Origin of the sequence: Brevibacillus choshinensis (assembly GCF_001420695.1) — a bacterium.
GTDB classification, from domain to species: Bacteria; Bacillota; Bacilli; order Brevibacillales; family Brevibacillaceae; genus Brevibacillus; species Brevibacillus choshinensis.
This window is the reverse complement of the sequence record NZ_LJJB01000010.1, coordinates 1,370,216-1,390,400: the sequence shown is the minus strand read 5'-3', so window position 1 is coordinate 1,390,400 and position 20,185 is coordinate 1,370,216. Positions and strand designations below refer to the sequence as shown.

The 20,185-nt window shown below is 46.1% G+C and carries 15 protein-coding genes; 14 read left to right on the top strand and 1 reads right to left on the bottom strand.

The annotated features are described in order from the left end of the window. Positions 1-5: 5 nt before the first annotated feature. The 12 genes from AN963_RS16695 to AN963_RS16640 all read left to right on the top strand — a co-directional run bounded on the left by AN963_RS16695 (position 6) and on the right by AN963_RS16640 (position 14,132). The gene (locus AN963_RS16695) at positions 6-737 is read left to right on the top strand and encodes a M23 family metallopeptidase (protein ID WP_055745665.1); all 732 of its coding nucleotides are present in this window, start codon (positions 6-8) and stop codon (positions 735-737) included. Positions 738-912: 175 nt separating this feature from the next. Next, entirely contained in the window at positions 913-1,197 is a 285-nt protein-coding gene (gene spoIIID / locus AN963_RS16690; RefSeq protein ID WP_055745664.1) for a sporulation transcriptional regulator SpoIIID, read from the top strand. 80 nt (positions 1,198-1,277) lie between these two features. Further along, positions 1,278-2,294: a rod shape-determining protein gene (gene mreB / locus AN963_RS16685; protein WP_055745663.1), complete on the top strand. Its 1,017-nt coding sequence runs from the start codon at positions 1,278-1,280 to the stop codon at positions 2,292-2,294. 6 nt (positions 2,295-2,300) lie between these two features. After that, positions 2,301-3,245 carry a flagellar hook-basal body protein gene (locus AN963_RS16680; protein ID WP_055745662.1) on the top strand — a complete coding sequence of 315 codons (945 nt, stop codon included), beginning with the start codon at positions 2,301-2,303 and terminating at the stop codon, positions 3,243-3,245. 15 nt (positions 3,246-3,260) lie between these two features. Then, complete coding sequence (locus AN963_RS16675) at positions 3,261-4,094, top strand: flagellar hook-basal body protein (protein ID WP_055745661.1); 834 nt, start codon at positions 3,261-3,263, stop codon at positions 4,092-4,094. Positions 4,095-4,122: 28 nt separating this feature from the next. Further along, positions 4,123-4,371: a DNA-directed RNA polymerase subunit beta gene (locus AN963_RS16670; RefSeq protein ID WP_055745660.1), complete on the top strand. Its 249-nt coding sequence runs from the start codon at positions 4,123-4,125 to the stop codon at positions 4,369-4,371. A 226-nt stretch (positions 4,372-4,597) separates the two neighbouring features. After that, positions 4,598-6,067, top strand: a complete 1,470-nt coding sequence (locus tag AN963_RS16665) for a M20/M25/M40 family metallo-hydrolase (protein ID WP_055745659.1) — start codon at positions 4,598-4,600, stop codon at positions 6,065-6,067. Positions 6,068-6,275: 208 nt separating this feature from the next. After that, positions 6,276-6,797 carry a CDP-alcohol phosphatidyltransferase family protein gene (locus tag AN963_RS16660; protein WP_055745658.1) on the top strand — a complete coding sequence of 174 codons (522 nt, stop codon included), beginning with the start codon at positions 6,276-6,278 and terminating at the stop codon, positions 6,795-6,797. 186 nt (positions 6,798-6,983) lie between these two features. Continuing rightward, positions 6,984-7,442, top strand: coding sequence for a 3-hydroxyacyl-ACP dehydratase FabZ (gene fabZ / locus AN963_RS16655; RefSeq protein WP_055745657.1), 459 nt, complete (start codon positions 6,984-6,986; stop codon positions 7,440-7,442). A 70-nt stretch (positions 7,443-7,512) separates the two neighbouring features. After that, complete coding sequence (locus AN963_RS16650; protein ID WP_055745656.1) at positions 7,513-8,250, top strand: WecB/TagA/CpsF family glycosyltransferase; 738 nt, start codon at positions 7,513-7,515, stop codon at positions 8,248-8,250. 27 nt (positions 8,251-8,277) lie between these two features. Continuing rightward, complete coding sequence (locus AN963_RS16645) at positions 8,278-9,378, top strand: glycosyltransferase family 4 protein (protein WP_055745655.1); 1,101 nt, start codon at positions 8,278-8,280, stop codon at positions 9,376-9,378. A gap of 179 nt (positions 9,379-9,557) precedes the next feature. Continuing rightward, complete coding sequence (locus AN963_RS16640; protein WP_055745654.1) at positions 9,558-14,132, top strand: S-layer homology domain-containing protein; 4,575 nt, start codon at positions 9,558-9,560, stop codon at positions 14,130-14,132. Positions 14,133-14,214: 82 nt separating this feature from the next. Here the strand turns inward: AN963_RS16640 and AN963_RS16635 are convergent, their stop codons facing one another. Continuing rightward, complete coding sequence (locus AN963_RS16635) at positions 14,215-14,868, bottom strand: YigZ family protein (RefSeq protein ID WP_055745653.1); 654 nt, start codon at positions 14,866-14,868, stop codon at positions 14,215-14,217. Between the two features lie 288 nt (positions 14,869-15,156). Here AN963_RS16635 and AN963_RS16630 point away from each other — a divergent pair, with 288 nt between their 5' ends. Beyond that, positions 15,157-16,530, top strand: a complete 1,374-nt coding sequence (locus AN963_RS16630; protein WP_055745652.1) for a TolC family protein — start codon at positions 15,157-15,159, stop codon at positions 16,528-16,530. A gap of 357 nt (positions 16,531-16,887) precedes the next feature. Next, positions 16,888-20,124, top strand: coding sequence for an S-layer homology domain-containing protein (locus AN963_RS16625; RefSeq protein WP_330218840.1), 3,237 nt, complete (start codon positions 16,888-16,890; stop codon positions 20,122-20,124). Positions 20,125-20,185: the final 61 nt, after the last annotated feature.

The window sequence follows — 20,185 nt, the reverse complement described above, 5'->3', positions numbered from 1 at the left end:
AAACAATGGAAGATCAAAAAAATCAGAATCAACCGATTCCATTCAAGAAGTCGAGTTCTTGGAAAAAAGTATTGGGTAAGAAATGGGCTTTTCCTGCAATCTACATCGGGACCGCAGCAATCATTCTCGCTTTTGTGATGTGGTATCAGGGTAGCGTCATGGACACGGTATCCAATCTGACGAACGTCAAGGAAAACGTGGCAGTGACTACCCCTGAGACCCCAGTGGCTTCACCACAAGGCGAAGAGTCGGTACCAGTCGCAGGAACTGTACAACCGTTGGCATGGCCAGTTGGAAAAGGCGTTCAGTACGATTTGGGGATGAGCTTCTATGACGAGCAAGCCTCCAAGGACAATCAGCAAAAAGCTTTGGTGAAGTACAACAACTCTTACTTCCCGCATACGGGCATTGATTTGAAATCCACGGATGGCAAAGGCTTTGATGTCGTCGCTGCACTGGCAGGGAAAGTCCTCAAAGTGGAAAATGACCCACTCGTAGGGAAAGTGATTGAAGTGGAACACGCAGACAAAATGGTTACCGTGTATCAAAGCTTGGAAAACGTAGTCGTCAAACCGGGCGATGAAGTGACGCAAGGTCAGGTAATCGGGTCTGCAGGACGCAACGAATATGAGAAAGATTCTGGTGTCCACTTGCACTTTGAAGTTCGTGTCGATGGAAAATCAGTCAACCCTGAACAGTATTTGATTCAAGGCGATACCACCGTCAAAAATCAATAAACACGCACAAAACACCTGTAAAAGACGACCTTTTGCAGGTGTTTTTTTGTTTTTGGTACAAACTGTTGAAAAAAGATGCGGCCGTGCTGGCTTGTCAGGCTTGGAAACGTAGAATATGTGTCCCTACGCACCCATATATTGTATCAGACAATGTAGATACAAGGAGGCGAGTGACGTGCACGACTACATCAAAGAGCGAACCATCAAAATAGGCCGATATATTGTGGAGACGCGAAATACGGTCCGGATGATCGCCAAAGAATTCGGTGTTTCGAAAAGTACAGTGCACAAGGACTTGACTGAGCGGCTGCCTGAGATAAATCCAGAGTTGGCAAACCAGGTAAAGGAAATTTTGGAATATCACAAAGCCATCAGACATTTGCGGGGAGGGGAAGCAACGAAAATCAAGTACAAACGACGTAGTAAAAAGGTTCGAATAGAACAGGAGGAAAGTGTATAAGAAAGAATTTCCTTGTCCTCTTACGTAGAAGAGCCTATGATATTAGGTAGAAATGTAACTGGTAACAGGGAGGACCTTTCATGTTTGGCAAAGATATCGGGATCGACTTGGGGACAGCCAATGTCTTGGTTTTTGTAAAAGGCAAGGGAATTGTCCTGGATGAACCATCTGTCGTAGCTATTGACAGCAAAACCAGAAAAGTATTGGCTGTGGGCAACGAAGCTCACCGAATGGTGGGCCGCACCCCAGGAAACATCGTAGCGATCCGACCTTTGCGAGAAGGCGTTATTGCGGATTTTGAAATTACTGAGGCCATGCTGAAACACTTTATGACCAAAATTGGCGGCAAAAGCATGTTTGCCCGTCCACGTATCCTGATTTGCTGCCCGACCAACATTACTTCTGTTGAGCAAAAAGCAATTCGAGAAGCTGCTGAACGTAGCGGTGGCGCCAGAGAAGTATACATTGAGGAAGAGCCGAAAGTAGCCGCAGTAGGGGCAGGAATGGACATTTTTCAGCCGTCGGGCAATATGGTAGTGGATATCGGTGGGGGTACTACCGATGTAGCAGTACTGTCGATGGGCGACATTGTGACTTCATCCTCCATCAAAATTGCAGGCGATACATTTGATGTGGCTATTATGCGGTACATAAAAAATAAATATAAGCTGCTGATTGGGGAACGCACGGCTGAAGATATCAAAGTTCAGATTGGTACCGTTTCCGACTCACGCCAGGACGAAATGGACATTCGCGGTCGAGATATGGTAAGCGGGCTGCCACAGACAATTACTATTCGATCAAATGAAGTCCAAGAAGCCCTGGCCGAGTCGGTCAGTGCAATTGTACAAGCCTCGAAATCTGTTTTAGAACGAACACCTCCGGAGCTTTCTGCCGATATAATTGATAAGGGTGTTTTCTTGACCGGTGGCGGCGCATTATTGCATGGCATCGACCAAATACTGGCGGACGAATTGAAGGTCCCTGTACTGGTAGCGGACGAGCCTATGATGTGTGTAGCCAAAGGAACAGGAATGATGCTGGACTACCTGGACAAAGTACCAGCGCACCGGAATAAGAAATTATTCAGGGGGTAAGATTACGTGATCAGAGGCTTGTATACGTCTGCATCTGGCATGCTGGCCTTGCAGAACAGGCAAGAATCGCTGGCGAACAATCTGGCTAACGTCAACACTCCAGGGTTCAAGCAGGACTTGGGTGTGATGCGTGCATTTCCGGAGCAATTGATTTCCCGTATTCGTGATCAAGAGGGTCCTGATATTCAGGGCTATCCCAATTTGAGTGGACAGGCTGCTGTGATTGGTCGGCTGAACTCCGGCGTCTACATGTCGGAGGCCATGCCCATGTTTACACAGGGTGATATCGCAGAGACGCGCAATCCTTACGATGTCGCTTTAATGGACAACCTGCAGCCTGATCAGGACGGCAATGAGCGCCGCTTGTTTTATAGCGTGGCTCGATTGGAAGATTTGACTCAGCCAGCACAGCCAGAGGATATTCGCTACACACGAAACGGCAACTGGAGCGTCAATTCGGACGGTTACCTCGTGACGGCGGACGGCTATTACGTGTTGGATGCTCAGAATCAAGCTGTTCGAGTGAATAATCCGGATGATCTGTTGAACGGTGTGAGTGTAGGGCAAGGTCTGATCATCAGTAAAACCGGGGATCTTCAGTATGAGGACCCAACTACCAAGGAACTTGTTTCATTGCCAAACAATCAAAGGCTTGGACTGAGTGTCATTACCGATCCTATGAAGCTGGTCCGTGAAGGTACGAACATTTTCCGTTTCGAAGGAGATATTCCTGTCGAATCGCTCGATGTAGCGGAGGCAAATGACCCACTTATCGCTGGGCGCTATGGCACCCAGCAAGGCTGGATCGAGCGGGCAAACGTCGATCCGATGCAGACGATCACAAGCATGATGAGCGCATTGCGCGCCTATGAAGCAAACCAACGTGTCATTACCACAATAGATGGCACACTGGAAAAAGCGGCAAACGAAATCGGCCGGGTAAACGGGTAATAGGAGGTAGCACAGATGCAGTCGCTTAACATTTCCACAGCTGCCATGCGCGGCATTCAGCAAGCGCTGGACAATACGTCCAACAACCTGTCGAATATCGATACGGTTGGCTTCAAGCGTCGAGTGGCATCGTTTTCCGAGCTACTTTCTGACTCGATGAACGAACAGCCCGCAGCAGATAATCAGAACCGCAATACGCCAGCTGGTTTGCGCATTGGCAGCGGTGCCCGTCTCGGACTGACCAAGCTCGATATGGGTCAGGGTAGCATGAAACAGACAGATGTACCGACGGACTTGATGATTCAGGGGGAAGGTTATTTCCTCGTTACGAGAAAAATCAAAGATGCAAATGGTGCATTGCTTCAAGAGGAAAACCGCCTAACACGTGAGGGGAATTTCAAACTCCAGTATAGTGATGATGACGGAGGATATGTCCTCCATACAGCATCCGGTCATATTTTGACCAATAGTAGCGGTAATCCCATCACCTTTAATGACCCTGTAGGAGATATCCTGATTACTGAGGATGGCAGTGTCACAATGGATGGTGAACCGGTTGATACAATTGGTTTATGGAAAGTGGACAACCCCGACGAATTGCAGCAGGTAGGACAGGACCTCTTCGATCCGGATCTGGCCTCTGGAATTGCGCCGGATACCAAATATAAAAATGCTCTTGACGAAGATGTCGCAACTCTGCGCCAAGGTGCACTCGAATCCTCCAACGTCAATATGATGGAGGAAATGTCCCAGCTGGTAAACATCCAGCGGGCGTATCAGTTAAACTCACGGGCAATTGGCATCAGCGATCAGATGATGGGCATTGCCAATTCAATCAGAAGCAGATAATTCAATCATGATGACGGGAGAGAGGAGCATGGATCGAGGAAAGGGACAACCATTCCCGCGTGATACCCAAGAGGTCAAGACAAAAGAACGCGCACGAAGAGGTAAGAATTGGCCCATCGTCATGATCAAGATCTTGATGGTCCCCCTTCTGTTGTTCTTCTCGCTGGTCATCGGACTGATGATCGGTTATGGTGTGGTTGGACATAAACCAACATCAGAAGTGTTTGATCTGGGTACATACAAGCATATGTGGGATTTGTTGTTTGCAGGGACTTAAGAAAAGGCTTATCGAAAAACGATTGCCCCAGAATAAATTTGCAAGGACTGTGCAGAAGCAATGGCTGCACAGTCCTTCGTTTTTAATTATTGCCGTATCGGCACAGTTATCAACATGTTACGCACGTAAACCTGCATGTCAGACAATAATTAACGGAAAATTCTAAATAAATAATATAATAAAACGCGTGAAAGCATTTTCATGAAACGAGAGGAGGAACTACATAATGAAGCGCAAGTTTATTGGTACAGCCTTTCTTACACTGTCCCTCTTGACAAGCCTTACCCCTCTTTCGTCGGCAGCAGCGGTTTCCAACGTACAATCGGAGGTCGTCAGCAGCGAGACAGCCAAACTGCTTCAAGAACTGCTCCGCTTCGATTCGACCAATCCTGGAGGACAAACTCTGGCGCTGGCAGAATTTTTGAAGAGTAAATTCGATAAACTCGGAGTGGAGACGGATGTCATCAAAACTCCTTCCGGCCAAGCTCACTTCATCGCTCGTTTAAAGGGAAATGGCACTAAGAAGCCAGTATTGCTCGCCGCTCATTCCGACGTCGTACCCGTCGAGCGAAAAAACTGGACCGTCGATCCGTTCGGAGGTGTTATCAAAGACGGATATGTCATGGGGCGCGGAGCTATGGACTTCAAAGGCGGGTTGGCAGTTTTTGCCCAAGCGGTCATGATGGTGAAAGAAAAGAATGTTTCGCTAGATCGGGATGTGATTTTTCTTGCGGAAGCCGACGAGGAAGCAGGAGAATATGGCACGGAATGGCTGGCGAAGAATTACTGGGAAAAGATCGACGCCGAATTTGCGCTTAACGAGGGCGGATGGATTTTCCAAGACGCCGATGGAAAGACAACACAGGTCAATATTACTACACGAGATAAGATCTATGTTTCCTTCAAGCTGACTGCGTCCGGAAAACCGACCCATTCTTCCCGGCCGATGCCTGACAGTGCCATTAAGAGTCTTTCGCTGGCACTGACGAAGATCACCAACTGGGATACCGACCCGACTCTTAACGATCAAACCAGAGAGTATTTTCTGGCCCTCTCGAGGACTGCCAAGGAGCCGCTCGCAAGCCATTTGAAGAAATTAGCTGAAAGCAAGGATCCATCAAAGGCTCGCGAGGCAGGGGAGAAGGTGGTGGAACTGGGTAGCTATCCACTCCTTTGGCATGCCTTAATGCGCAATACCGTTGCACCGACGATCATTCAAGCAGGCGTCAAGGAAAATGTCATTCCAGGTTCAGCTGAGGCCATCATCAATGTGCGGCTTGTACCCGGTTCTACGCCGTTTGAGGTAATGGAACAGCTTCAAAACGTGATTGCAGACCCTGAGGTTAAGGTAAGTTTGGCGAGCAATATGAGCGAAGAAGAGGCCGGGAAATACTACGACCAACGTACGAAAGCTGTACCGTCTTCAACAGAAACGGAGCTCTATAAGGCACTTGCGGAAAGCAGCAAATCGGTTTGGCCTGAAGCAGAGGTGGTTCCAGCATTGTTTGAGGCGGGTACCGACGGAGCGGCTTGGCGGAACAGGGGAGTCCCGGTCTACGGCATCTACCCGTATCCGCTTGATAACGATACCCTTGAGCGCATGCATGGTAATGACGAAAGAATATCCGTAAATTCACTCGAGGAAGGAACCAAAATGATTTACAACACCCTCATCAAGGTTGCTGGAAGCAACTGAAGAAAAAAGGACTGCCGGCAAGGGGTTATGGCAGAGGAATGGGAACCGTGTAGAACTTAGTTCTATGCGGTTCTTTATCTTTAAAAGGGAGGTCTAATTTCAAATGCCTTTGGCTTCCGTTTTTTGCAGGGACTTGTTGGGGCGATTGTCCACAGAGTATAATAGATCGAGTGGTTGAAAAAGGAAGTGACGATCTGACTACGGAGGGATATCCGTGAATCTTCCTAATTTGCTTACGATCTTTCGCATCGTGCTCATCCCTTTGTACCTGTACATCTTTTTTTCCGAAGAACCGTATCATGTAGAGATCGCATTGGGCATCCTGATTTTGGCGGGACTAACGGATATTGCAGATGGGTACATTGCGAGAAAGCATAAGCTAGTGACCACATTCGGGATCATGATGGATCCGCTTGCCGATAAATTAATGATGTTGTCAGTGATTGCTTCGTTGTTTTTAACAGAGCGAATCAGCTTGTGGGCAGCCCTGTTTTTCTTTGCAAGGGACGTAGCGATGATCGTTACAGGTGCGATCTACCACCTGCGCGGGAAGAAAACCGTACCGGCAAATGCGTATGGCAAGGTCACCACGGTATTGTTTTACCTGGTAATTCCTTTGGCGATGTATCGGTATGAATACAGTGAAGAGATTCTGTGGACGGTCATTGCGTTCTCGTTTATTACGAGCGCGATCTACCTGGGAAAGTTTCGTTTGCTGAACCGTACGTAAGGGAATACATTCTTGGTAGAGAAGAACACTTCCTTGGAAAAAGAGCACTTCCACAGAGGAAGCGCTCCTTTATCTTAACCCCGTTCCTCCGACAAGCGGAGATGGGTGTTGTCTTTATTCTCACTTAGCAGTAAGGTCTTCATGCATGGACAAGTCTAGTTAAGAATGGAAATGGAGCGGTGTTTCATGGAAATTAAAGCGCCTTTAGATATCGTACAGATTCAAGAAATCATTCCTCATCGGTATCCGTTTTTGCTGGTAGACAAGATTGTGGAGCTGGAGCAAGGCAAGCGAGCAGTTGGCGTAAAGAACGTAACGATCAACGAACCGTTCTTTCAAGGTCATTTTCCAGGCTATCCAGTGATGCCAGGCGTCCTAATTGTGGAAGCTTTGGCGCAGGTAGGAGCAGTAGCCATGCTGAGCATGGAGGAACATCAAGGAAAAATCGGACTGTTTGCAGGGATCGATGAGTTTCGATTCAAAGACCAAGTAAAGCCCGGCGATACGCTAACGCTCGATGTTGAGCTGACTCGCGTTCGCGGAACAGTCGGCAAAGGATATGGGAAAGCATTGGTAAATGGCAAGGTTGTAGCTGAAGGCGGATTGATGTTTGCACTTACTGCAGCAGCTCAGGCACATTCATGATCATCTTGAATGTGCCTTTCTTTTCAGGTAAAATGGCTAGTGGGCAACTTATACATTGAAGGTGAAACCATTGACCAAACAGGTCGCAAGTATATTAGGTGTACCGTTTACTACACGAGGCTTTCGCGAGAGCGTGGATTACATGGTCGAGAGGATTGAGAGCGGAGAGCACACACACGTAGTAACCGCCAATCCCGAGATCGTCATGCTGGCGAGAGAGCATCGGGGCTTTCGTTCCATTGTTGAACAAGCCTATGTCGTTCCTGATGGTATCGGCATTGTCTATGCAGCCAAATGGACGAATCAGCCAATCTATGAGCGCGTTACGGGAGTTGAGCTACTCGAAGCCTTGATGGCAGAAGCAGATCGGCGCCGTTGGAATGTATATTTGTTGGGAGCGCACCCGGAGGTAATCAGCCTGGCTGCAGAAAAGCTGGCTGAGCGCTATCCGAGCGCGTGCGTAGTTGGGTATCGGGACGGATATTTCCGACAAGACGAAGAAGAACAAATCGTGCAGGAAATCGCAGAGAAAAAGCCCCACCTCTTGTTTGTGGCGTTGGGTGCGCCGAGACAGGAAGAATGGATGGTCAAGTATCGCGATCAGTTGAATGCTTCCCTGATGATGGGAGTTGGCGGCAGCTTTGACGTCATTTCCGGGAAAGTAAAGCGTGCCCCTGTCATTTGGCAGAAACTGCATCTGGAGTGGTTCTATCGCCTGGCCTCCCAGCCTTCACGCTGGAAGCGTCAGATCGCCATTCCGCGGTTTGTCCTGACTGTCTTGAAAGAAAAATGGAGGTTCCGCTCCTAGATGCACCCGTAGAGAGGAGAACAGTCGATGTCTACATTAATCCTCGGATTTCTGACTTCGCTGATCGTATCATTTATCGCAACACCCTATGTCAAAAAGCTCGCAGTCAAAGTAGGAGCTGTGGATGCACCTAACCAACGCAAGGTACATACGCGGATCATGCCGCGGATGGGTGGCTTGGCCATTTACCTGGGTTATTTGGTGGCGTTCTTCCTATTCGTTCCCTACTCGAGCATGGGGGAAATGCTGGGGATTTTCATCGGTAGCTCGATTGTGATGATCGTGGGAATGCTGGATGACAAGTACCAGCTCTCGCCAAAATGGAAGCTGCTTGGCCAATTGGTCGCCACTGCGATTGTCGTCATTCCATTTGGTCTGAAAATTGGTGTCGTCAATCTTCCCTACACGGGCAGCATCGATTTCAGTAGCGGATGGCTCATGTGGCTAGCGATCCCGATCACGATGTTCTGGATCGTTGGAGTGACCAATGCAGTCAATCTGATTGACGGTTTGGACGGTCTATCGGCTGGTGTTTCTGCTATTGCCACCGCGACGATGGCAATCATGGCGCTGCTGATGGGCGATCACAACGTCGCGATCTACTGTTTTGTGCTCCTCGGAGCGATACTCGGTTTTCTGTACTTCAACTTTCACCCGGCCCGCCTGTTCATGGGCGACACCGGTTCACTCTTTTTAGGCTTCAACTTGGCTGCCCTGTCGATCATGGGCTTTAAAGAAGCGCTATTCGTTTCTTTCATCATCCCGATCGTCGTGCTGGGCGTTCCACTCTGGGACACATTCTTTGCTATCGTGCGCCGAATTGTCAACAAAAAGCCAATTTCCAGCCCCGACAAAGGGCACTTGCACCACTGTCTGCTCAACATGGGCCTGTCCCACCGTAGAACGGTTTTGACCATTTACTCGATCAGCATCTTCTTCGGAACGATGGCGATCCTGCTGACCAAGACCACCAAGTGGACAACCATCATTGTCATGATTGCACTCCTGATTGTGACCCACCTCGCAACGGAAATTGTCGGCCTGGTAAGTCGCCGCCACCGCCCGTTGATCAATGCGTATCGACGGATGCGATTGAAGCAGGCGGAGGAACAGCGAAGAACTCAATAGCGTAGAAAAATAGAAAGAGAGCTCCTGCTGATGCAGGGGCTTTTTTTTCACCATTATTTAGGGGGAAACCCTTAAGTACGAGCGATGATTGTCCGATAAAGTAAGGGAGAGTATAAGCCCGAACTTATAGTGAGAAGCGGGCTGAACACGAGTAACAGAAATTATGGAGAGGTGAAAATATGAAAAAGCCATATCAACAATTTCGTCGTTGGTTCGCCATGTGCCTGACGATGATGCTGCTTGTCACGGGTGTGTTGCCGGCGGTTCCTGCGTTTGCGGCAGTTGGTCCAGTTGGAACCAATTGGACAAATGTTACTACACCTGCGAAGGTCAGTGGTAGCGGTACAAGTACTGATCCTGTCTTAACGGATGTAAAACTCTTGTCAAAAGTTGAACTGACATACACAGACTCTACTAGAGATAACCAAGGTGTGGATGTAACTGTAGACGGAGTAACAGTTCCGACCACGAGCGCAAACAATTTTACTGCAGGTAAGGTGACTTTGCCTAACTTTTACTTGAATGGTGATGGGAGTCTGACCAAAGTAACAGTGAAGCCTAAAGTTACGCCTGACGCCGCGAAAGACATTGCGGAGATTTATTATAAGTATGTTCCAACAACGCCATCTACCAAACTCAAATTTACGGAACCTGTTTCTCCTACTGGGCGTTACGCCAGTGATCCGATTAAGGTATCAAATCGTACGCTGTCGGGTCTAAAGTATACATACAGCGTCCTTAATACGACAGACGTTACACAGGCCGTGGAAGTAAGAGTAAACGGGACTACCGTACGAACACTATATGGGGGCGGCACTACAATACCGGATATTGATTTAGCTCCAGGTCTGAATGCAATACAACTATTTGCATCCAACACTTCGGAGAACGAGACTGTTTATTATGAGTACAACTCAACGAACAGCCCAATCACCATTTCTAACTTCACTGGTGGGACTACAGCTTATACCCCGGTAGTCTATGGCGACTCTAAAATCACCTTGACAGGTACATTCGGTAGTGGAGTAAGTGGTAGTAACTTACGCCTGAAAATCATTACCAATAATGGTCAAACCGTACAAGATTTAAGTAATACAGCACCTCAGATTAACGGTAGTACGTTTACCTTTACGGATATTGGTTTAAAACCTGGATTAAACCAAATTGCCTTCTATGAAAAAGTAGGGAATGTAACGAAAGAGCACTATCAATTTTATGTACAATACAATAATACGCCACTCGTCAGTGATTTAAAGATTAACGATACACCACTGAATGATCCAAACGTTAACTCGAATCCTACTTATATCTCAGTACCATCGCTAAACCGTTTGAACTTGAATATGGATGGTAAAGCACTGAATGCGGATACGGTTGAAGTGAAAAATGTGCGTACCGGTGACGTAGTCAAGACATCCGTTAATCGCACAGGATCTTTTGGATTGAGTGTTCCATCACAACTGGGTGAGAATACCCTGGAAATCCGTGTCTATAATCAAGATAAAGAAGTTGGTACGTTTATTCGGAAATTACTTGTGACAACTACTTCATCTGGAAACTCGGACCAATTCTACAAAGCTAGTTTGATAACTGATTCGGGTGGGGTAACCTTAGAACCGAACCAACAAACAGTTGTGAAGGGGACAGCCCCTTCGCCAGCGGCAGGTATTGATCTGAACGGAACGGCACTTGTGAAATTCGTGAATATAACTAATCAACAAGTATTTGATCAGTTTAAAGTAACCATTTCAGAAGGTTCTACTAAAAAAGAATTCGTCAAGGCAAATGGGGTCAATTTTTCTTCAGTTGGAAATCCTCAAAGCGGATTTACAGAGTACAATGTACAGTTTGAGGATATTCCGGCTGATACCTTTGAAGACGGAAAAACTTATAAAATTAGTCTCAGCTATCAGTACATTTCCAAAGGCTCTAGTGGGTTAATTGATTCCCCATCCGGATATATTACCATTAATAACTATGAGTATGAGATAAAGTATGTTGACAAAGCTAAACCTATCATTGTTTCAACAACGAATACTGCAAGCATGCAAACACTTACGTCAACGGGTACGAATACCATTGTTACATCTCCGTTGGATCTCAATGTGATCACTGAAAACATAACTCCGAGCAAAACCAATATGTTAGTTCTATACAATTCTCAGGTTCTGACAGAAGGAACTGATTATGTATTAACACCAGGATCGGGAACTCCTGCAAATCAGGCTAAAATTTCTTTGAAGAAATTACCTCAAGGTCTTGGGAAATTGACGATTGGTTACCTTAAGACACCTCCTGCAACATTACCTGACCCAATAGTATGGGATACATCAGTTAATTACACTTTGGATGTTCGAATTACACCGTATGCACAAATCACCTATGTAGACACAACTGGTCAAGTTAGAAGCTTTGAAGATGGGTACCAAATAAAAAGTGATAATGATATCCAAAACTTGGATGGTAAGCTTTATAACTATGTTCTGAAAAGTGTAGGGACTAACAGCTACAATATTGAAGCTACGTTAAACGATCAACCGATTACATTTACTGGTTCGGAAATTGACACGACTAAAGCGACGTTTAGAATTTTAAAAACGAAACTGGCATACAAAAAAGGAAACAACGTACTTAAAGTAATTTTGAAGGATGCTCCACAAACAGTCTTTACGTACAATGTCTCCTATAACACATCCAAGACGCCAGCAGTTGAAGACATAAAACTTGAGATCAACTCTAACGGCGACACGGAAGAGTTGACTAAAAAAGCAACAGAATCCGCATACAAAACCGGAGCAAACTTCCTGAGCAGTCTCAGCTTTACAGTAAAAGATGCAACACACGTCTACATCGAGAAAAATGGAAAACGCATCAACGACTTCCGCTATAAGAGTGGAGACTGGGATCAGGATACAACCAACCAAGAATACGTGAATGCACGTCTTGACGCAGCGTTGAATAATGATCTAGAAGAAATCTACGACAAACGCAACATTGATTCCATCTCCCGGTCAAAATTCGAAGGGAAAATGACCACAAAGCAATACGGTGACCTCGTCGAAGAAATCCAAGACGCAGTTACAAACGCACAAGAACAAGAACAAAAACTGTCTCTCTTCCCGCTGACCTTGAAAAAAGGCGGCACTACCGTATACACGATCGTAGCGGAAGATGACAACGGTACCGTCATTCGCTATGACATCAACATCGAGCAAAAGTACTCCAGCTGGGAAGTTCTCTCCCCAGTAAAAGCAAAAGAAACCGACCAATACATCATCGTAAACAGCAATAGCGCAGTAGTGAAAGTATTTGCGGAAAATGCCAACAAAGTACTGTTCGGCAAAAACGAAGCTAAAGTAACGAACACGACCAATCGCGATTTCTACTACGACGACGATTTGGGCAAAACAATTCCAGAAACGTACTATGTCTTCACCTCTACGGTAGCTCTCAAAAAAGGTCTGAACACGATCAAGTTCTCCGTAGTAGTAGGTGACAGTACGTACAATGACCAAATCCAGATTTACAACGCAAACTCCACAGTAAACGGTGCAGAATACCGTGAAGTATTGGGTAAAAAAGTGGCGTTCAGCGTGTTTGAAAAACAGTTCGACCTGAAGTTCCCATCCGGAACCGTACTCTTGTCTCCAGATGATGGTCGTGCTGGCCAAGAAGTCAAAGATCCAAATGGCGACATTTTCGTAGACGTACCGCTTTACTTTGGTATCGCAGACCGTACGACTGGACAAGTAAACATCGCAGATGATGATTTGGAAGACAGACTAGTTCTCGAATCCAACTTCAACTACGCAAGTCCGCTGTACTATGTAGACGCAGGTGATATAGAAGCGCCAGGTGGTCGCGATCCGTATTATGATGAAGGCGATGCGCAAGACTTCAAGAGCCGTTGGGAAGATAACTTGGTGCCTAGCCGCCGAGGAACACTCACGATCAAATACGATCCTTCTATTGTTAATGCAGCAAACAACATCCTGACTATTTACTACCACAACGGTGATGAATGGAAAAACATCGGTGGGATCGTAAATACGGGTAGCAAAACGGTACAAGTACCTTTTGCAGGCTTTGGTTTCTACATGGTCATGAAAACAAGAGAGACGTATGATGATGTTGTGAATCATGATTATGCTCGTGATGCGATTGAGACCCTTTATGCAAAAGGTGTTATGCCAGCGTACAGTGGCAGTTCCTTTGGAGCAAACCGTGATATGTCGCGTGGTGAGTTTGCGACCATGCTCGTAAAAGCATTGGCATTGCCAGTGAATGCAGGTCCATACCGCGATAGCAACGAGCGTGATCCTCTGGAGCCAACCTTCACGGACGTACGTCCAAACCGCAATCAGTGGGATTACGAATACAAGTACATCGAGACAGCAGCTCGTGCAGGTATCATCCGCGGTAAGCAGCCAGGTTACTTCCGTCCAGATGACACACTGACTCGCGAAGAAGCAGCTATCATGATTGCTCGCGCGATGAACTTGAAGCTAGCAACCTTGGATGCATCCAAACTGGCACTGAACAAAATGTTTACAGATGCCAAAGATGTAGGGTATTATGCAGCTCCATCCGTACTGGTAGTCGCCAAAGCAAAACTGATGAATGGTGAGCCAAACGATGCAACGGTGAAAAAGCCAACTTACAGCTTTAAACCAACAAACTATCTGACTCGTGCAGAGATGGCGGTCATTACGGTTCGCGTAATGGTCCAGCTGAAAAAACTGCCGAAACAATAACACACAATTTGAAACGTATATAATAGAAGAAAAGCTGAAGAGGTCATCCGCCTCTTCAGCTTTTTTCGTTCTTTTTATCCCACTATTCCTCGTCCTCAACAGCCTCAACAGGCACCTCGACATATTCCTTATCTCCAAGCACGATCTTCGCCTGTCCATTCGTCAGATCAATCATGCCTGCGATAAAATCATCCTGATGACCATCTGGAATGAGTACATGCGCAGTGACCCGATCGGTAAAATCCGTCCCTACCACGCGTTGCTCCGTCAACCGCAGTTCATTCTCGACTTTCCCCCACCAGTGATAGTCCACATCCACAGATATCTTCTGATGAAGCGTATGTACGACAATCTTAGCTGCCTTTAAAGCAGTGACGGTCCCAGCCGTATAAGCACGAACTAGTCCTCCAGCCCCCAGCTTTATCCCACCGAAATAACGTGTTACGACAACGACCGTATCTTTCACGCCATTTTTCTTGATGCATTCCAGGATCGGTTTACCTGCAGTACCGCTCGGTTCACCATCATCACTTGACCGCTGGATCTGATCATTCTCGCCGATGACAAAGGCAGAGCAGTTATGTGTCGCGTCCCAATGCTTCTTTTTAATCATGGCGATAAAAGCACTGGCCTCTTCTTCAGTAGTTACCCGTTGCGCATAGCCGATAAATCGGGAACGTTCAATAACGATATAATCCTCTCCATAACCGGCTACGGTTTTATATTGCTGCAGCATAGTCGATTCACCTCAAGAAAAGGATAGCATGTTGCACATTTGTAAGCGAATCCTGAAATTTTTTTGACACATAATCGTATTAATCTAGGGGGTATGAGTGTACTAAAGAGGAAAGGGATGATCTATACATGATACAGTGTGCCTAATCCCTTATGAAAATAGTGGTATAACGCTAATTTTTCGTGTGCGAAACATTACTCTGTGATATAGTGATCTTGGGACAAACAGTGATATTTCAAGTAGTGAAAGGTTTTACTATCAACACAAATGAAAAAGGAGTGGAATCGAGTGAATTTCCCATATTCAAACAAAAAATGGATGACCATTAGTTTGGCGGCAGTTTTGACTACAGCGATTGGCGCAGGAACCTTGACGGCATCTGCAAATACAGCTACGACCGAACAAACCAAGACTGCAGTCACCGCAACAACTGAGCAAGACAAAGCTACAGCCACAAAAGAAACGACGGCAACGGGAACAGAAGCAGCAGCAACTGCAACTGATGCGAAAGACCAAGCCACCACAGGTACCCCAGCACCTGCTGCAAACTCGACAACAACTGAAAAAGCAACAGCAGCTCCAACTACGACAACTACAACAGCACCAACTGCACCAACAACTACGACTCCAGCTACCACTACACCTTCCGCTAGTGTTGGTGCAGAATTAACCTTGGAAAAAGCCATTCAACAAGCGCTGGAGACCAACGCGACTCTGGCAACCGCTCGTCTGGATGCGAAAAATGCTGACCTTAACCAAATGCTTTCCTATAAAACGTCTGCAGACATGCCAGCCGACATGATTGAATCTCTGAATGCTGCGAAAGCAAAGTACATCAGCAATGCACAAGGTGAGATGACTAAAAAGCTGAATGCCCTGCAAGTAAATGCAACAGAAGGTAAAATCAAGCTTGGTGCACAGCAAGCGTATTACAACCTCATTTTTGCTCAAGACGACTTGAACTTGAAACAACAGAGCTTGGCTCGTGCCCAAACTCAGTTGAAAGTAGCAAACGCAGCATTTAAAGTGGGTACGAAGGCAAAAACAGATGTCCTGCAAGCTGAAATGGGATTGGCAGGTGCGCAAGCCAACCTGACAAGCGCCAAGAATAGTGTAGAAGTCGCTCGTATGGATCTGAACGACTTTTTGGGCGTAGACCTGACGAAAGACTGGAAGGTTGTTTCCTCCAACAAGCAGACTGCTCCAATCAAAATGACCATGAAGCAAGCTGAGGATCAAGCAATTGCCAAGCGTGTAGAAATGACAAAAGTACAAGAAGAACTGAAATTGGCTGAACTGAACGTGAAGCTGATTGAGGAATATTCTGCTCTATCCACCTTGCCAGGACGTGTAGCTCGTAACAACGTAGAGAAATCCCAATTGGCGATTGAAGAGCAAAAACGCGCGATCTCCAAAGAAGTATCTCAGGCTTATTTGAACCTCAATGCTGCCAGAGAAGCGATTGATTACCAAAAAACAGCGAAAGATTCTGCAGCAGAAAGCTATCGTCTGACGAATCTTCGCTTTGAAAATGGTCTGGCAACTACCCTCGAAGTGATTCAAGCAGAGGAAGAATTGTCTAATCGTGAGAACCAGTACCAAAAAGCGATCCTTCAATATAACCTGTCTGTTGTAAACTTTGAAACAGCTCTTGGAAACTAAGCAAGATTTGTAAGGTTTTGAATGGAATTGGAAAAAGGTTCAGTGGTGACAGTCCGTCCGGCGTAACCTATAATACGAGATGTGGCGGATGTCACTGCGTACATATTACAGGTGAAAATGACCACGGAAGGCCACGAAAAAAATCTTTAAACTTTTTTTCTCCGGCGCCGCAACTTTTGCTGAGCTGAGGCGTTTAATAGGATGTCACACGAAAAACGGGGAATTGTGTAAAAAAGATTCACGGATTCTAGCAATTGTGTTACACTAGTGATTGTTGCATTTTACACAATACTGTATATACTAGAGATTTTTAACACAAAAAAGCGAAGCTGTCCTGCGAAAGGAGGTGACACGCGCTTGCAGGATTCGGGCTTTAAAAAGAAAGATAGATTAACAAAAAATATTCCCCAAGAACAATTTGTTTATACTAGAGGAGGAGAACACAAGGTTATGAAAAAGGTCGTTAACAGTGTACTGGCTAGTGCCCTCGCACTTACTGTTGCTCCAATGGCATTCGCTGCTGAAGCAACTACAGAAGCTCCTAAAATGGATGCTGCAATGGAAAAAACCGTAAAACGTCTGGAATCTCTTGGCCTGGTAGCAGGTTATGGAAATGGCGATTTCGGTGTAGACAAAACTATCACTCGTGCAGAGTTCGCTACTCTGATCGTTCGCGCTCGCGGACTGGAGCAAGGTGCGAAACTGGCTCAATTCAATACTACTTACACTGACGTTAAATCCACTGACTGGTTCGCTGGATTCGTAAACGTTGCTTCCGGTGAAGAAATCGTTAAAGGTTTCCCGGATAAATCTTTCAAACCACAAAACCAAGTTACTTATGCTGAAGCAGTAACCATGATCGTTCGCGCTCTGGGTTATGAGCCATCCGTTAAAGGTGTATGGCCAAACAGCATGATCTCCAAAGCTTCCGAGCTGAACATTGCAAAAGGTATCAACAACCCTAACAATGCAGCAGTTCGTGGCGACATCTTCAAAATGCTGGACAACGCTCTTCGCGTAGACTTGATGGAGCAAGTTGAATACGGTACTGATATCCGTTTCAACGTAACTGACGAAACTCTTCTGACTAAATACCTGAACGTTACTGTTCGTGACATGGAATGGGCTCACGATTCCGATAACGATTCCGATGACTTGCCAGTAGTTTCCAACGTTCCAGCTATCGGCTTGGGCAAAATCAAGTCCAACGAAGTTACTTTGGCTGGTAAAAACGCTGGTCTGGGCAACACTACTTACAAAGTAGCAGACAGCATCAACCCTAACGAATTCGCTGGTCAACACGTACAAGTGTGGATCAAAGATGACAAAGAAAACGTAATCGTTTGGATGGAAGGTTCCGAAGACGAAGAAGTAGTTATGGACCGTCTGGACACTTTCCAACTGAAAGGTAAAACTTACACGAACCCATCCGATCTGAGCAACTCCGATCTGAACGATCTGAAAATCTCCATGGATGGTAGCGGAAAATCCTACAAATTCACCAAAGACACTGAAGTTACTTACAACTTCACTCCTTTCAACGATGCTGCTGAAGGTCTGAAAAAGATCATCAAAGACAACGTTGACGGTGGATTCACATTCTCCGCTAAACTGGTTCTGAACGATAACAACGAAATCAGCTACATCCACGTAATTGACGACCAATCCTTGGATATGTCCAAAAAAGGCGTTAAATACGGTTCCGAAGTAATCGAGAAAATCGATGCTGACAAGAAAAAAATCACCAACCTGGATGGCGGTAAATTCAGCGATCTGGACAAATTGGATGAAGGTACAGACTTCCTGGTATTCCTCGATGGCAAAACAGCTAAATTGGCTGACCTGAAACCTATGGACGTTTACAGCGTTTACTACGCTGATGGCGATACTGACAAATTGCTGGTATTTGCTAGCCGTACTGTAGTTGAAGGTAAAGTAGACAAAGTAGTTACTCGTAGCAGCACTGACGTTCGTCTGACTATCGGTGACAAAACATACCGTCTGCGTAAAGGTTCTACTTACTCCGACAACGCTAACAAAGACGTTAAAGTGATCGACGACAAAAACTGGGATCTGATTGGCGACCTCGACGGTGAAGATGTAAAACTGTTCTTGGATGCTTCCGGTCGTATCCGTCACGTTGAAACAAAAGACAGCGTAGACGATCGCAAACTGAAAGCTATCGTTACTCGCGCAGCTGTTTACAGCCCTAGCGATGATGAGTATGCTTTCACTGTAATGACTGAAAAAGGTAAAAAACTGACTCTCTCCTTGGAAGCTAAAGACATCGAAGACACTGATGGTCAAGACTTCGACGAAAACGGTAACCAAGACGAGCTGGAAGATATCCTGGTACCAAGCAAAGACGAGAGCCTCGTTATGCTTGAAGTAACTTTGGATTCCAAAGGCGAACCAAGCAAAGTAAAACTGATGGACACTAAAGGTCTGGAATTCTCCGAAGGTCAAGCTTGGGATGACCTGGCAGACGAAGATGACAACATCGTTGGCGACGCTGAAGTAACTGACGACACTGCAATCTTCGACATGACTGGTGCTATCGAAGGCAAACGTCTGGAACTGAAAGATGCTGGCATCGCGAAGTTCAAAGACATCGCTGACGAGAACGACCTGAAAGTTTACTACCTGCTGGATGAAGATGGCGAAGAAGTAGATGCAATCTTCGTTGTTGAAGGCGACGGTTTGGGCGGCGACGCTTCCCTCGGTTATGTACTGCAATACGGTACTAAAGGCGGAGAAGATAGCGTAATCGTTCTGACTAAAGACGACTCCAATGCTGTTGTTCAAAAAGAATACAAATTGGATGACGATAAAGATGGCCTGATCCGTAAAGGTATCAAGCGTGGTGACTTCATCGCATTCGATCTGAATTCCGATGGCGAAGTAGTTGTTGATGACGTTGCTGAAGTAATCGACGGCGCAATCAACAGCGAAAAAGCGAAGTTGAAACTGGATTCCTCCAAATGGGACAAAAACTCCATCGAAGATATCCAATTTGCTCAAGTAAAAGACGTTGATGGTACTACTATCACGACTACTAAAGGCAAAAAACTGTACACTCAATCTTCCACAGCGTTCATCGATGCTTGGGATGATATCACTGGTATCGACGGTGTAGATGATGGCGACCTGATCATCCTGATCGACACTGATGATGACGGTAAACGTTATGACTACGTACTGGTAGTTGGTACAGAAGACTACATCGATGAAGAAAACATCACAGATGCTGAAATCGAAGCATTCTTGACTCAAACTCCAGTTGTAGATCCTGAACCAGGAACTGACTGGAATGCTATCGACAGCAAACTGGATGGCGTTTCCACAGCAGTTGGCGGCGGAGTATACGCATACCAAGTAGTTGCTAACCTGAACTCCAAAGTTTCTGAAGACGACATCGACACTGTAGAACTGACCATCAATGGCAAAGTAGTTACAGATGCTCGTGTTGAAATCAAAGATGGCAAAATCAAAGTACAATACACTACAGATGCAAAAGTAACTTCCGGCGAACTGAAAGTTACTAGCACTGAAGGCGACACTGACAAAGCTACTGTAACTTTCAAAGAAGCTTAATCAACCCGCTAGCAGTGTAATGTTCTTGGGGATGCAATAGTGGGGCATAGGGGGAATTCGT